Consider the following 14,468-nt stretch of genomic DNA (forward strand, 5'->3'; position numbering starts at 1 on the left):
CGTCTCCGTTATGTCGAACAAGACGAAGAGCGTAGCCGCCGATCTCATGATCGCGGGCAAAGTCGATCCGAACGACAAGGCGAAAGTGTTCGATATTACGCAGCATGCGACCGTTTCGGGTATCAATCAAGCCTTCCAGTATGCGTTCTGGCTGACGGTCGCCGCATTGGCGCTGTCTTTCTTCATTCAGAAGACGAAGCCGCAAGAGGATACGGTGCAGGAACCGGTTAAAGCGTCGGATGCGAGCGAGTTGGCGGCCCAACCGGCGCTCGCGGAGATAACGGGTCGCGCGGACTTGCCAAGCAAGGATAGCGAATTCCGCAATGCCATTCGAGGGTTTTTAACCCCGTCTCGGCCCGAGAAGGACGATGGCCATTTCACCGATAAAGAATACCGGAAGGCGCTGCTGAAGCTGAAGGATGTCACAAACAAGGAAGCGGATCGGAATGAAGAAATGTCCCCCGATAAAGCCTACCGGGAAACGCTCAAGAAATTGACCGGGCTGCAAAAGGAAAACGAGTAAGGAAGCGCGTTTGAACAACCATCATGAGAGGAGATCAATCGATGAAAATCTATATTGTGTATGATAGCGAAGCAGGGCATACGGAACAGCTGGCCCGTTCCATTGCCAAAGGAGCCCAAAGCGTGGATGGCACCGAGGTGTTCATCAATCACGTTAATAAGGCGAACGTCAAAGATCTTGCCGATATGGATGTGATTATCTGGGGATGTCCCGGACACTTCGGCACGATTAGCTCCGGCTTAAAGGAATGGATCGATAAGCTTGGGTATTTGTGGGCAAATGGGACGTTAGTGGATAAAATCGGCGCGGTATTTTGTACGACGGCAACCATTCATGGCGGTATCGAAGCGACCTTGCTTAACCTGATTACGCCGATGCTGCATCAAGGCATGATGGTTGTCGGCTTGCCGGCTACTACTCCGGAGAATGCGCTGTACGGCAGTTATTATGGAGTCGGAGTGACGTCTCCAGTCGAAGATACCCACGATGAGCTGATCCAATCGCTGTTCGCGAAGGGTCTCAGGCTAGGAGAAACCCTAGGAAAGCGCGTGGCCAATACGGCAAACACCATTGCGGCAGGGAAGAAATTGCATGGCAATCCTTGAATAACCAAAGGCAAGAAGAGCGCGGCCCATGCGATGGGATTGACAGCCTGCCGGATCATGTCGGCAGGCTGTGTAATTTAAACTACGGTTTCCCGTTTACTTAATCTACTCTCAGGCTAACCATTTGTACATGATCATCTATCCGTTTCGTTAAATTGTATCGATTGCAACTCTTCGGTTTTTGAGTTGAAAATAATCGAAACATACACACCGAATTCTGTTTGATCTCGACGGTGCCAAAGATTAAACTTCTCAACTGCTTGCTCTGGTGAAATAACTGGTAACCGCACAAGTTCGTTTTGGGAAAACGTAGCGATCGCATCTTTGGCGGGACTTCGACAAAGGGTCACTTGTGACGGCATCGTCACCGGATTTGGTTTATCAAAAACAGTTGACAAAAGATTTCCTGGATGATACTAATATATTATCCTATTGTATAGATGCTATACCGTATAGCTCTTGAACTTAATGAGGGGGGTAATCGAAATAAACGATTATACGAAGTTTATCACCCTTTTCGAACGGGTGATTAGTAAATACAATCGGATGGAAAATAAGCAGCGCTCCTATGGGACAGACGCCTTATTGTCCAGAGCGGAAATTCATACAATAGCAGCTGTGGGGGATAATCCGGGAATCAATATTACCGTACTGGCTGATATTTTAGGCATTACCAAAGGTGCTGCTTCACAAATGATTTACAAATTGGTGGAAAAGAGTATGGTTGAAAAAAAAGTATCTCCCGATTCAGACACGGAGGTCGTTTTGAATCTTACGGAAGAGGGGCAGAAAAATTACGCTGGGCACATTGAATACCATAATCAAGCGATTGATGAATCGTTAAAGGTGCTAAGAGATATGCCAGAAGCCTCCTACACAGTCATGATTGAGTTTTTTTCTGAAATGGAAAAGACAATAGATAAAAATCTGAAAGAAACATGAGCCTTTATTAACGAAAAGCGCTGTCTTTACGACAGCATTTTATTTGACCATATTGTTTAGTCTCTATATAGTATAGAAACTAATCAAAAAAAGGGGGATTTATTTTGAGCAAGAAAGAACAAGCCCCGGCACTTGAGCCGATTCCCAAAAGCATCATGAATGTTGCTTGGATTTTAGTGCTTGGAGCCATTATGCCGCTGCTCGACTCCACAATGGTCAATATCGCCATCCAGGATTTAAGTGTCGATTTCAAGGTCGGACTTGACTTCATTCAATGGGCAATTACGGGTTTCGCGTTAGCTATGGCAATTTCAGTACCGCTTGTCGGTTGGATGGTTCAGCGTTTCAACGGCAAATGGTTAATGATTGGCGCAAATATCTTATTCTTAGCGGCTTCGATTGCTTTGGGATTCAGCGGCGGTATTTATGGATTGATTATTTTTCGGATATTTCAAGGTGTAGGCGCCGGATTTATCATGACATTGCTGACTACCTTGGTTGTTGAATTCGCTGGAAGGGAACGAATGGGACGTATAATGTCCACCGTCGCTACCCCAATGGTCTTAGGTCCAATCCTTGGTCCAGTTATCGGGGCTGTGATTGTTGAGTTCTTATCGTGGCGTTACATTTTCTTTGTCAACATTCCCGTTGGCATTCTTGCCATCACTTTCATGATTATGAAGCTGCCCAATTTCACTCCGGTTAATAGGAAAGCCAAATTCGACTTTATTGGGATTGCTTTATTGGGCGCCGCTTCAGCCTCGTTGATTTACGGGATTGCTGCGTCTAACAACCGTACGACTATTGGGTTTGTTGTTGCTGGAGTCGCAATGATAGGCATTTACATGATTTATGCCGCAATCAAAAAGGAACAAACGATTCTCCCGTTACATTTATTCAAGTCGAAAAATTTCAGCGCCGCCATGGTTGGTTTGTTCCTTGCGGGAATTGCCACCAATGGCCCTATGTTGTTATTACCTTTGTTTTTCCAAAATGTCAAAGGCTTCTCGGTTTTGAGTGCCGGATTGATTTTGATTCCGCAAGGTATAGGTACATTGGTTGCCCGTCCGTTGATTGGCAGGCTGACCGATAAATTGGGTGCGCGTAATGTTGTCTTGGTAAGCTTGGCGCTCGCCATTGTTGGTACGATTCCTTTTGTCTTTTTCAATGAGGCATCTTCACTCATTGTTATGAGTGTCGTCTTGTTTGTACGCGGTATTGGTATCAGCGGCGCCACCATTCCCATGATGACTGACTCATACACGGGTATGGTTAAGCAAGAAATCGCGCAAGCTAGTGTCGGAACGCGCCTTGTTCAAAATATTGGCGCCGCATTTGGTTCGGCAGTACTTGCAACAGTTGTCAGTCTTTCACTTGCAGGCCACATGCCAACGGTGCCCTTTATGACCGCTGCTTACCACGATGGGTTCCTGTTAGCCTTAGTCCTTAGCTTGGTAATGCTCGTTCCTGCTTTGTTTTTAACTAACAAAAAGTCTTCGAAATAATGCATTCAATTGAGTACAGTTAATAAAATCACAAGCTAAAACGTTGCAAAATCGTAGTGATCATAACTAACTGCAATAAAAGGGTCTGAAAACCACCCTTTAAGCAGGTGGCATTCCATCAATGCCACTTCACTTCGCTCACATAGTGTCGGAAACAATGGCCATGGAGCCCTATTTTTCGCCGATAAACCCGTTAAGCAAAAGCGAATCGACTGAGCTACATGTTTTGTGCCGAAAGTGCACATCGGCGGGCAGGAGCGACATATTAATGGGTCATGGTGATGTCGCCGTGACCTAAAAGGGCTTGCAAAGCGTAGGCATTACCACCATTCATCAGGAAAGATTTGGCCATCGTCCGTCGGGAGGCATGGGCGGAACTTCGTACACCAGCGCCATGGCAGTACTTGATAATCAACTGCTTGATCGTGTCTGGCTGAAGGGGTCTTCCTTTGCTTGAGATCCATAAAGCATCATCCAGCTGTCCGTCGCGCAATCGCAGATATGAACGGAGTGCCGCGGCGCAAGGTTTTTGCATGGGGACGAAACCGGTTTTTGTTGCCTTTTCCCCGGGCAATGTGAGTCGAATACTGGTATCCAGCAATAAAAGCATCATAGTGTAGTCCCGCAGGCCAGTGAATCGACGGAGATTTGGTCTTGGCACGAAAAGCCACCTTTGAAATTAAAATCGAAGGTGGCTTTTCATATTGGATTTTAGGCGGTTCAGCTCTTTCCAGCTTGGTGGTGTCGTTGGCCTGTCGGGTTGAAAAGTCGCGGTCTTGATTCTCATCGTCGATGACAAGCTATTGAATTGTCGGGGACCGCTGCTAGTTGTTTGCGCAGCAGTTGATTCAGCAGGAATGTGGTCCGACCGGAAGCGGCCTGCTGGCTTCATCGAGAATTTAGTATGCTCTTGTATCGCAGTTCCGCGTTGAAGCCGCAAGCCTGCTTCAGCGCGGAGTTCGGGTCCGCGTGGGCGCTCGCCATCAAGACGACAACGCCGCTATAGCTTTGGACGAAAGCCACCCCTTCGCGAAACCAGGACACGAGCGCTTCGTCAGGTGGATTCGACACCATGTTCGGCGACGACGTCACGCGCGACTGCAAGTAGATGACTGTAATTTTTTCTGGCATCGGCTCGTTTGGTTGTCTTGACAAACGGATCAGTGATCCACTACAATTGGATCACTGATCCGTTTTCGGTAACCGGTAACTGGATCAGTGACATCCATAGGGTAGCAACCTGCGCAGATGGGCCAGAGACGCTGTCCAATACAACGAAAGGGTGAAAATTCATGGGAAAGCTTGAAGGTAAGGTTGCAGTCATCACGGGTGGCGCCACCGGCATCGGCCGCGCCGCAGCAAAGCGCTTCATCGAGGAGGGCGCCCTGGTCTACATCTTCGGCCGCCGGCAGGAAGCGCTCGACGCCGCTGTGGCCGACCTTGGGCCCAATGCCCGCGCGGTGAAGGGCTCGGTCTCCGATCCGGCCGACCTCGACCGACTCTACGCGGCGGTGAAGTCCGAGCGCGGAACCCTCGACATCGTCTTCGCCAACGCCGGGGCGGGAAGCCAGCTTCCGCTCGGCGAGATCACCGCTGAGCACATTGACGAAATCTTCGACACCAATGTGAAGGGTTCGATCTTCACGGTCCAGAAGGCGCTACCGCTGATGGGCCAGGGCGGTTCGATCATCCTAACGGGATCGAGCGCCGGCACCACGGGCGCCCCGGCAATGAGCGCCTACAGCGCGAGCAAGGCGGCAGTTCGCAACCTCGCGCGGACCTGGGCGGAGGACCTGAAGGGCACCGGCATCCGGGTAAACGTGCTGTCGCCCGGAGCGACGGCAACCGAACTCGCGAAGGAATCGCTAGGCGAGGAGGGCCAAAAAGTCTTCGCCTCGATGACTCCGCTCCAGCGCATGGCCGATCCGGCGGAGATCGGGGCAGTGGCCGCCTTTCTCGCATCATCGGACAGCAGCTTCATGACCGCCAGCGAGGTCGCCGTCGACGGCGGCCTAGCGCAAATCTGACGCGCTACGCCCGGCCGGTCACTCCATTCGCTATTCGGAGCCCGTAGGGCGTGGCAAACCGAAGGAGAAGAATATATGAGCTACGCAATTATTGGCTTCGGCAAGATCGGCCAGGCTCTTGCTAAGGCGTTTGCCCGAAGCGGCATCGAAGTATCCGTTGCAACCACTCGCGACCCGGACAGCTTTGCATCCGCTGCCGCCGCGATCGGACCAGGGATCATTCCCAAAAAATTGGCGGACGCCGTCAAGGCGGACATCATCTTTTTGGCTGTCCGTTTCGAGTCGCACCCGGATGTCGCGAAGGCGCTCCCCACCTGGCAGGGGAAGACCATCGTCGATGTGACCAATGCCTATGGCGTGCCCCCTGAGAAACTGGGAGGACAGCCTTCTTCCAAGTTCGTCGCGCAGGCCTTCACTGGTGGACGACTGGTCAAGGGCTTCAACCATTTGGTCGCTGCGGTCCTTGACCAAGATCCGGCCGTTCATGGTGGCAGGAGAGTCGTGTTCCTGGCGAGCGACGATGACGGCGCAGCAGCGGAGATTGGTATGCTTGCGGAAAATCTCGGTTTCGCGCCGATCAAACTTGGCGGGCTTTCGGAAGGCGGACTGCTTGTGCAGGCACGCGGAAATAGCTGGGGTCAACTGATCTTTAAGGATTTGGTCAAGTTCGACTGATGAATCGTGATCGCAAATTTCGATGCGATCCTGCCTCGTGGACAAAGGGCAGCCGCAGTTTGATTGAAGCGAGGGCGACGCCGGTAGACAGACGCTTGCCGATCATCTGGCGTGTGGGCGCTTGTGGGTCTGTCTGACGCCTCCCAGCTCGGGGAGCTGACGGGCTTGGCACTACTGCTTGCGCACCTGGTCGGACGTGGGGGTCGGGCTAAGGAGCTCGGCCCTCGCCTCCTTCGCCAGCGTTTGCCGCTGCGCGATGGCGAAGGCGCTGCGCAGCTCGCGCATGGACGGTTTGAACGCCGAGACGATGAAGCTTCGGTCGTGACCTGCACCCGTCGCGCTTGCGGCTGGCCCGATGGTATGAAATCAAAAAATTCAAGCAGGTCGTAGAATCGACGGAAAACCGCAATCCGTGAACAAGTGCGAAATGATGTGTGGACAAGGAAGAGATGATGGAGAACTGACGAGGAAGATTAAATTTGATATGATGATCATGCAGCAAATTGGAGTTGATATTGAATCATGGCTGGGTCCTTAGGGATTCGGCCTGCCCTCGATTCAAGCAATACTAACGTTTCAATTTCGCTTGGATGGGAAGAAATGAGAGGTCGCATCCGGCGAGAGGTTGAAAATCGATAAATTGTGCATTACAATTTTTCCTACACTACCCACGCCCAAGAGCGCATACAGTAACGTCTCGATTAGAAGAACAGTTGAGCTCCATTCCCTTTGATACTGAACGTATTAGCTTTCGATGGAATGTCCCAAAAACAAATCCTTTTGCGGTTTTTACAAATCAAGTTATAACTAGGCGGGTGAAAACATGATGCGAGCCGACGCCAGAAAAAATTACAGTCATCTACTTGCAGTCGCGCGTGACGTCGTCGCCGAGCATGGTGTCGATGCGTCTATGCGAGATATTGCCCGCCGGGCCGGTGTAGGGCTGGCCACACTGCTTCGTCATTTCCCGACGCGGGAAGCCTTGTTCGAAGCGTTGCTGCGTACGAATCTGGAGGCACTGACGCAGAAGGCAGGCGAACTCGAAACGTCGAAACCACCTGACGAAGCGCTCGTGTCCTGGGTTCGCGAACAGGTGGCATTCGTCCAAAGCTATAGCGGCGTTGTCGCCTTGATGGCGAACGCCCACGCGGACCCGGACTCCGCGCTTTACGCTACATGCGCAGCGGTGCACTCGGCGGGCGCGCGACTATTGCTCCGTGCTCAGACCGAGGGAACGGCGCGCGCCGATATGAATGGGGACGACTTGTTCGCCCTGATATCGGCACTTGGCTGGCTTGTCGGCCAACCTTCATTCGCGCCACGGACCGATCATCTCTTCAATGTTATCTCGAGCGCCATCTGGATCGCTGATCCACAAGATACAACAAATGGACCAGGGACGCTGCCCGACACAACGAATGGGTGAAAAGTCATGGGAAAGGCTGAATAAAACGATGTTGACAGCGTTCATGTAATTCGATTGTTGGCTTATTCGCAGGATCTCATAAAGAAATCACGGGGTACCGGAAGCAATGCTCAAAAGGGACTATTTAGGCGATGTTCACCTCGTCTTTGTTCCCGCCTACCTTCTAACAGTTGAATCTATAGGTTCTGGCCTCGTCACATCTTTCATCCTATTGCAAAAGGGATGAAATCCTGCGAATAAGCGAGTATTCGCTAGAAAATCAAATCGTACTGAGTTAGCGCAATCGATTTTCCAACAAAACCCGATTCTAAAACAGAATCGGGTTTACTTGTATATTCCGCCACGCAAATCGATTGGAATGGATTGAGGTTCGGGATCCGCATGAGCCGCTGATTGACGAGGAAACCTTTGCTTTGGAGTGCGGGCCAATCGGAATGGCCGGACTGGTCCTGTCGAACGGATCGGTGGACGTGTTTTTGCTTCGGGATTTCGGTTGCGATCTGGACGATGATCGGCGGGATTGGCTGGTGTATTTGGATCATGGTTAATGCCATGCAATTTTTCGATGGGCTTTCATCTGAAATTCCATGACCTGCTACCGCAGACGACTTCTCCGTAAGGTCGCTAGCTTGACTGGAGAAAATGTACCGTACAATTCTGTACAACCTGGATGTTTGTACAAACTCTAAATGAGACCTTCATCATATATTGTGATACCAAAATGGAAGGAGTTGGCTGGACATACTCTCCAAATTTACGGTAAAAAAGGCTTTTCAAATTTATTGGTCACCCGAGTATTTCTCCCATAATCTGAGCCGCTTCTACGGTCAACAGTTGCCTTCAGGGTCCGAAAAAGAACTCCATTGCGGAAGAGGCCCCTTTTTTTGCATCATCGTTTTGGACGAGCGCCCCGTTTACGGCCCGCGCCAAACATCAAAGGGCACCCTTCTTGTGAATACCAATGTATTCGACGCCAAAACTTTATACCGGCAATGGACCGGAGGAGGTCACCTGATCCATGCGACGAACACCCCGATGGAATGCGCCCGGGACTTGAACCTATTACTAGGCTGCGATCCGGACACCTTCCTTCGAGAGTATCCGCAAAGCTGGGATGGAAATTGCCCGGTGATGCATCAAGATCTTATGGGAACATACGGTTGGCAGAGTTTGACGCAGCTTTTTTCGTTTCTCAATTCCGTCGCGGACTATATGGTCTTGCGTAATTTCGAATACCTGCCGGATAATTACTTGTCGGAGCTTCACGGTGATATCGATCTATTGGTACGGGATCCTGTGGATGTCGCTTTCCTTTTAAACGGCGAAAAAGTGTATTCGGAACCCTTTCGCGTTCACTATCGGGTTCCCGTTGGAGGACAGTCCGTATTTTTCGATTTCCGGCATGTGGGCGATGAGTATATGGATGAGGATTGGGAAAGAAGCCTGTTGAAAAACAAAATTTTCTCTCCCAAAAGTTTTTTCGTTCCACGGCCGAGCGATCATTTTTTTAGTTTACTTTATCATGCAGCCGTTCATAAACCGTCCATTGCCCCAGATTACTTCGCCCGTTTATCCAGTATGGCAGAACAACTGAAGATCCCGGACTTTTCCCCAACCGTAATGATCGACCTTCATCGCCTTAAAAACTTTATAGATGAATACCTGAAAAGCCAGAAGTATCAATATACCGCTCCTCGCGATCTTTCCGTTTATATTAATCAACGTTTTTTTGAAGCGAGCTGATTTCTTTCAATGCAACAGGAGGCCTTAATCCGCGCTCATCTAGAGCGGCATTATCAAATTGTCAACCTCAAGCCCTATTTGGAATCTCAGGCCCACCTCGGCTTTTGCTATTTCGAAGGAAATTCCGTTGTGGACGGAAGAAGAGTATTTATTAAGGTAGATGGAACCTATGGTGAATCGGCTTCTCGTGAAGCAAGCCTAATCGGCCAGTTCGATAACCGCCATTTCCCGAACCTCATTGCTTATGAAGCCAACGGGCCTCTGTCTTTCGTCTTATTGGAGTGGATTGAAGGGATCCCGTTGGAGACGATTCTAAAACACCGAACCCAATTAACGAACGCACAAAAGGAAAATCTACTACGGCAATTGGTTTCTATTTTGAAAGCACTTCATCATTCGGAAATCATTCATCGGGACATTCGCCCCGCCAATATCATGATTGATATGCTCGAAGAAAAGTGGAGGATGGTTCTGTTTGATTTCGCGTTCTCCATTAGGAAGGGCTCGAATCCTTGGCCGGAACTTGGCTTTTTGACCCCGCGAGTCGACCTCTTGAGGGATTTAGGGGGAGCAGAATATAAGCCTGACGCATTGTTTTGGGACGATGCGTACTCTGTCTGCCAGGTTGCCAGCAAGATAGATGCGGCTTGTGAACGGAGCTTTCCTGAAATCTGGGATCAAATGAAATCATTGATTGGAAAATTAACTCACGATGGCTCATTTAAAACTTGATGGACAGCCGTCGCTTCAGCCAAGCTATAAACTTGAGGTTACCCGAAGTATCTGCCCGTCGATTTCTACGGTAGGAGTAATCGATTCGAAGCTCTATCGGGACGCCGAACGTGAATTGATTCCGATGGTGGAGGCGTTCGGACTTATAGTCTGATCAGTGGGAGAAGCTGACGGCCTATTTGGCAGATGGACGATTGGAGATCGATAACAATCGCAGCGAGCGCTCGATCAAGCCGTTCGTTATTGGACGCAAAAACTGGTTGTTTGCCAACACGCCGCGAGGAGCGAAAGCGAGTGCAGTCATCTATCTTACGCACTCCCAGTTAGCTGTCGCATGAACAACTAGCTCGATTTATAGTTAAACCTTGCTCCCTCCGCTAGGTGGGGGCTATTTGACGTTCACTCATCAGTGCCCTAACATAATACTAGCGCTCCTTGAAACGCAATCGTTACAAATAGAAATTTTGTCAGGTCCAACTAGTAATTTTTTAACCTGCGACTTACTTTTCCCGCAAAATGAACACTTAATTTGACTATTGCCGCCGTTATCTTCGTCATTTTCCATTTTCAACAGGCTTTCGCCGCTGCCGTCTTCTAATAAATAATTCGCCGTTACCTTGAAATAATTGGCTATTGGCATGATGTACTCGATGTCTGGATAGCCGGTTTCGCTTTCCCATCGGGATATTGCCTGGTTCGTCACCCCCAGCGCTTCGGCAAGCTTTTCCTGCGTGACATTTTGAAGTTTGCGCAGTTCTTTTATCCGCGCCCCGATCTTGATATTCACAATCATTCCTCCATTATTAATTGCTTTATAACCGAATTATATTATCTGAATAGGCAGGAAACAATCGTGAGTCAGTTGATATATATCAACGAATCGTTGACCTTCTTGACGCTGCGATGCCTTTATCACGTTTATGTGTCAACGATTCGTTTGTCTTTTGTTGATCTGTAATTCCCTGCTTGATCTATCGACAATGACGCTGATCGCAGGCGGGGCCACTGAATCGTTGACTGCTACGGTAGCGCCTGAAAATGCGACGAATAAGAACGTCACATGGAGTTCAAGTGACGCCAACGTGGCGACGGTAGCGAACGGTGTCGTGACGCCGGTAAGCGCCGGAACGGCGACGATTACGGTCACGACGCAAGACGGCGGCTACACGGCGAGCAGTACCTTAACAGTGAGCCCGGCATCGGCGCCGGTGACGGTTCCGGGAGCTCCGATGAACGTTACGGCAACGGCTGGCAATGGACAGGCGACGGTGACGTTCATGGCTCCAGACGATAACGGAGGAAGCACGATTACCCGTTATGTGGTGACCGCGACGCCGGGAGGCCAAACGGCGACCGGAACGAGCAGTCCGATCGTCGTGACCGGCTTGACGAACGGGACAACCTACACATTTACGGTGAAGGCGTTCAATCTCGCCGGAGGCGGTGCAGTCTCGGCGGCGTCCCCGGCCGTGACGCCTGTAACCCCATCGAGCGGCGGCGGCGGCACCCCTGTCGTTGCCACGCCGGGCAACACGCAGGAATCGGACGTAGAAGTGCTCGTTAACGGCAAAGTAGAGAATGCAGGAAAAGCAACGACGACGACCGTGAACAATCAAACGGTCACGACTGTCACCGTTGATCCGGACAAGCTGAACGAGAAGCTTGCGGCGGAAGGCAATAACGCCGTGGTAACCATCCCGGTCAACACCGGATCGGACGTGGTGATCGGCGAGCTCAACGGCCAAATGGTCAAAAACATGGAGCAGAAGCAAGCGGTCGTGGAGATTAAGACGCAGCAGGCGACTTATTCTCTGCCTGCCGGTCAAATCGATATCGACTCCATATCCAACCAACTCGGGCAGACGGCGAACCTGGAAGATATCAAAATCCAGATTCAGATCGCCGCTCCGTCAGCGGAAGCGGCGAAGGCGGCCGAGGATGCGGCTTCGGTAGGCGGCTTTACGCCTGTAGCAGCTCCGGTTGAATTCACGGTCAAAGGAACGTACAACGGTCAGACCGTCGAAGTCAGCCGGTTCAACTCCTACGTGGAGCGGACCATCGCGATTCCCGACGGGGGCGATCCGAACCAAATCACGACCGGCATCGTCATCGATCCGGACGGAACCGTGCGCCACGTGCCGACCAAGATCACGACGGTCGACGGGAAACACTTCGCGGTCATCAATAGCTTGACCAACAGCTTGTACTCGGTCGTCTGGCATCCGATCGAATTCAGCGACGTCCAGAACCATTGGGCGAAAGACGCGGTGAACGACATGGGTTCGCGCATGATTGTCGACGGCACGGGAGATGGATTGTACAGTCCCAATCGGAATATCACGCGGGCGGAGCTTGCGGCGATTATCGTAAGAGCACTGGGGTTGAAAGTAGAGAGCGGCTCATCGACGTTTACCGATGTAAACTCATCTGCATGGTATGCCGGCGCGGTGCAGACCGCTTACGATTACAAGCTGATCAACGGCTTTGGCGACGGTCTCTTCCGCCCTCAGGAAGAGATCACCCGTGAGCAGGCCATGGCGATCATCGACAAAGCGATGACCGTGACCGGATTGCAAGCCAAATTACCGCAACATGACGCGGATGCGTCGCTCAGCTCTTTCGTGGATGCAGCGAAGGTGTCTTCCTGGGCGAAGGAAGCGGTAGACGATAGCCTGCAAGCCGGAATCGTGACCGGCCGAACCGGAAGCGAGCTTGACCCGCAAGCGGATATGACCCGGGCGGAAATCGCCGCCATGATTCAAAGACTGCTGCAAAAATCCGATTTGATCTAAGAGTGACAGCTTTGCAGAAAGAGCCTTGGACTATCCTCCAAGGCTTTTTCTTTTGCAAAAAATATGCCGCGGAACCCCGCCACCTACTAAACGCCCAAGCGACCCGGCAAGCCGGGTCCATTGAGCGTTTTTTCTCCGCTGCGCTTCGGGTGCCCGGCGGCGCGGTGAGGGCGGATCCTTGGAAGAGAAAGCGTAAGGCCCAGCAAATCACCATGTGCAATTTTCAGACAAGGTATTAAAATAAAAATATTACCTTGACAGACAAAGTAGTGTGTCGTATTATTCAGACATGGAAGTAACGGTAGGAGCGATAACAAAAACTCACCTGCATCTTGCGTTGTAGCTGAAATTCATGATCAGAACAAAAGCTATTGACAATCCAGCTACTGCGTGTTACTTTATAGCAGTAGTCAGTAACGCTGCATACCGGTCATACAGAATAGCAAGGGGTGATGGTGCTGGAAAACCTAACGGAAATGCTCAAAGGGGTGCTGGAGGGCTGCGTCCTTGAAATTATAAGCCGCAACGAAACCTACGGCTACGAAATCACGCGGCGGCTGAACGCCCTCGGCTTCACGGATGTTGTGGAGGGAACGGTGTACACCATCCTGATCCGGCTTGAAAAAAACAAGCTGGTGGAGATCACTAAGAAGCCCTCCGACATGGGACCGCCGCGAAAGTTTTTCGCGATCAACGACGCGGGGCGCGAGGAGCTGCGGAGGTTCTGGGAAAAATGGGAGTTCGTATCGTCAAAAATGAACGAGTTAAAGGAGAGAAATCCATGAATTTTTGGGAAAAAATCACCGGCAGCGACATGACGAAAGAAATGAGAGCTTTTGAATCGCGAGCCCAAAAGCTGCCGGCCGGTTATCAAGCGGCATGGAAAGAAGTGAACGGAAATATTTGGATGTACACCAATTTCTCCGGTCGCAACCTCATGCCCATTCTCGACGGCGTGCTGGGCCTGCTCGAAGAAGCGGCGGCGGACGGTCAGCGTGTCCAAGAAGTATTGGGCGACGATATCAAAGGCTTCTGTGCGGCGCTGGCCGGCGAAGAAGGGGCAAAGTCATTCCGCGACAAGTGGCGCGAGCAGCTCAACAACAATGTCGCTAAAAAATTAGGCAAATAAAATGAAGGCACATAGGAGGATAAACAAATGAGCATACAAGACATCATCCAAGGCAAAAGAGAGTGGCGAGCACACGTGGCGCGCGTCAAAGCGCTCCCGCAGGATTATCAGATTGTGTATAAGGAGATTCAAAAATATCTCTTTAAGGTCGGCCCCGTTGAACTGACCGAAGGTACGGGTTTGCTCTCGGGGATTGTCGATCTTTTTGAAGAGGGCGCGGCCGTGGGGAAAGGCGTGCTCGACGTGACGGGCAGGGACGTAGCGGCTTTTTGCGACGATCTCATCAAAGATTCCAAAACGTACGCCGACATCTACCAAGAATCGGTTAACCAAGAAATGAACAAGGCGATGAAAAAAGCTACGGACAAA

At 50.9% G+C, this 14,468-nt stretch carries 16 protein-coding genes and 2 pseudogenes; 14 read left to right on the forward strand and 4 right to left on the reverse strand.

Features of this window, described 5'->3' with window-relative positions; all coding sequences use genetic code 11:
• Together H7C18_RS34140 and H7C18_RS34145 are read left to right on the forward strand one after the other, a co-directional pair.
• A pseudogene (locus H7C18_RS34140) lies at positions 1–523 on the forward strand (MFS transporter); the annotation flags it as partial.
• 41 nt (positions 524–564) lie between these two features.
• On the forward strand, positions 565–1,128 hold the full coding sequence (locus H7C18_RS34145) for an NAD(P)H-dependent oxidoreductase (RefSeq protein ID WP_185133608.1): 564 nt from the start codon (positions 565–567) through the stop codon (positions 1,126–1,128).
• 134 nt (positions 1,129–1,262) lie between these two features.
• Here the strand turns inward: H7C18_RS34145 and H7C18_RS36175 are convergent, their stop codons facing one another.
• The gene (locus H7C18_RS36175) at positions 1,263–1,490 is read right to left on the reverse strand and encodes a DUF3889 domain-containing protein (RefSeq protein ID WP_420481906.1); all 228 of its coding nucleotides are present in this window, start codon (positions 1,488–1,490) and stop codon (positions 1,263–1,265) included.
• 223 nt (positions 1,491–1,713) lie between these two features.
• On the opposite strand from H7C18_RS36175, the gene H7C18_RS34155 reads away from it, so the two are divergent.
• Together H7C18_RS34155 and H7C18_RS34160 are read left to right on the forward strand one after the other, a co-directional pair.
• Positions 1,714–2,070: a MarR family winged helix-turn-helix transcriptional regulator gene (locus H7C18_RS34155; protein ID WP_238358146.1), complete on the forward strand. Its 357-nt coding sequence runs from the start codon at positions 1,714–1,716 to the stop codon at positions 2,068–2,070.
• 104 nt (positions 2,071–2,174) lie between these two features.
• Positions 2,175–3,575 (forward strand): MDR family MFS transporter, encoded by a 1,401-nt coding sequence (locus H7C18_RS34160; protein WP_238358147.1) that lies wholly within the window; start codon positions 2,175–2,177, stop codon positions 3,573–3,575.
• 265 nt (positions 3,576–3,840) lie between these two features.
• On the opposite strand, the gene H7C18_RS34165 is transcribed toward H7C18_RS34160, so the two are convergent.
• Together H7C18_RS34165 and H7C18_RS34170 are read right to left on the reverse strand one after the other, a co-directional pair.
• Positions 3,841–4,188, reverse strand: coding sequence for a tyrosine-type recombinase/integrase (locus H7C18_RS34165; RefSeq protein WP_185133611.1), 348 nt, complete (start codon positions 4,186–4,188; stop codon positions 3,841–3,843).
• Positions 4,189–4,463: 275 nt separating this feature from the next.
• On the reverse strand, positions 4,464–4,706 hold the full coding sequence (locus tag H7C18_RS34170; protein ID WP_202887777.1) for a hypothetical protein: 243 nt from the start codon (positions 4,704–4,706) through the stop codon (positions 4,464–4,466).
• Positions 4,707–4,867: 161 nt separating this feature from the next.
• On the opposite strand from H7C18_RS34170, the gene H7C18_RS34175 reads away from it, so the two are divergent.
• The 6 genes and pseudogenes from H7C18_RS34175 to H7C18_RS34200 form a co-directional block, all read left to right on the forward strand.
• Positions 4,868–5,602 (forward strand): SDR family NAD(P)-dependent oxidoreductase, encoded by a 735-nt coding sequence (locus H7C18_RS34175; RefSeq protein ID WP_185133612.1) that lies wholly within the window; start codon positions 4,868–4,870, stop codon positions 5,600–5,602.
• Positions 5,603–5,677: 75 nt separating this feature from the next.
• A complete protein-coding gene (locus H7C18_RS34180) occupies positions 5,678–6,277 on the forward strand; it encodes an NADPH-dependent F420 reductase (RefSeq protein WP_185133613.1) in 600 nt (199 codons plus the stop codon).
• 823 nt (positions 6,278–7,100) lie between these two features.
• Entirely contained in the window at positions 7,101–7,703 is a 603-nt protein-coding gene (locus tag H7C18_RS34185) for a TetR/AcrR family transcriptional regulator (RefSeq protein WP_238358148.1), read from the forward strand.
• Positions 7,704–8,654: 951 nt separating this feature from the next.
• A complete protein-coding gene (locus H7C18_RS34190; RefSeq protein ID WP_185133614.1) occupies positions 8,655–9,446 on the forward strand; it encodes a hypothetical protein in 792 nt (263 codons plus the stop codon).
• 129 nt (positions 9,447–9,575) lie between these two features.
• On the forward strand, positions 9,576–10,178 hold the full coding sequence (locus H7C18_RS34195) for a protein kinase domain-containing protein (protein ID WP_185133615.1): 603 nt from the start codon (positions 9,576–9,578) through the stop codon (positions 10,176–10,178).
• 155 nt (positions 10,179–10,333) lie between these two features.
• Positions 10,334–10,486: pseudogene (locus H7C18_RS34200) on the forward strand (IS66 family transposase); the annotation flags it as partial.
• Positions 10,487–10,584: 98 nt separating this feature from the next.
• On the opposite strand, the gene H7C18_RS34205 reads toward H7C18_RS34200, so the two are convergent.
• Entirely contained in the window at positions 10,585–10,965 is a 381-nt protein-coding gene (locus tag H7C18_RS34205) for a helix-turn-helix domain-containing protein (RefSeq protein ID WP_185133616.1), read from the reverse strand.
• 193 nt (positions 10,966–11,158) lie between these two features.
• Here H7C18_RS34205 and H7C18_RS34210 point away from each other — a divergent pair, with 193 nt between their 5' ends.
• From H7C18_RS34210 to H7C18_RS34225, 4 genes are all read left to right on the forward strand, one after another.
• Entirely contained in the window at positions 11,159–12,970 is a 1,812-nt protein-coding gene (locus tag H7C18_RS34210) for an S-layer homology domain-containing protein (RefSeq protein WP_238358151.1), read from the forward strand.
• A gap of 476 nt (positions 12,971–13,446) precedes the next feature.
• A complete protein-coding gene (locus H7C18_RS34215; protein WP_273388204.1) occupies positions 13,447–13,755 on the forward strand; it encodes a PadR family transcriptional regulator in 309 nt (102 codons plus the stop codon).
• Positions 13,752–14,099, forward strand: coding sequence for a DUF1048 domain-containing protein (locus H7C18_RS34220; protein ID WP_185133618.1), 348 nt, complete (start codon positions 13,752–13,754; stop codon positions 14,097–14,099). Before H7C18_RS34215 ends, H7C18_RS34220 begins: the two co-directional genes overlap by 4 nt.
• 27 nt (positions 14,100–14,126) lie before the next feature.
• A partial coding sequence (locus H7C18_RS34225; RefSeq protein WP_185133619.1) for a DUF1048 domain-containing protein occupies positions 14,127–14,468 on the forward strand: 342 nt, incomplete at its 3' end.

Source organism: Cohnella zeiphila, assembly GCF_014212055.1.
Taxonomy (GTDB): domain Bacteria; phylum Bacillota; class Bacilli; order Paenibacillales; family Paenibacillaceae; genus Cohnella; species Cohnella zeiphila.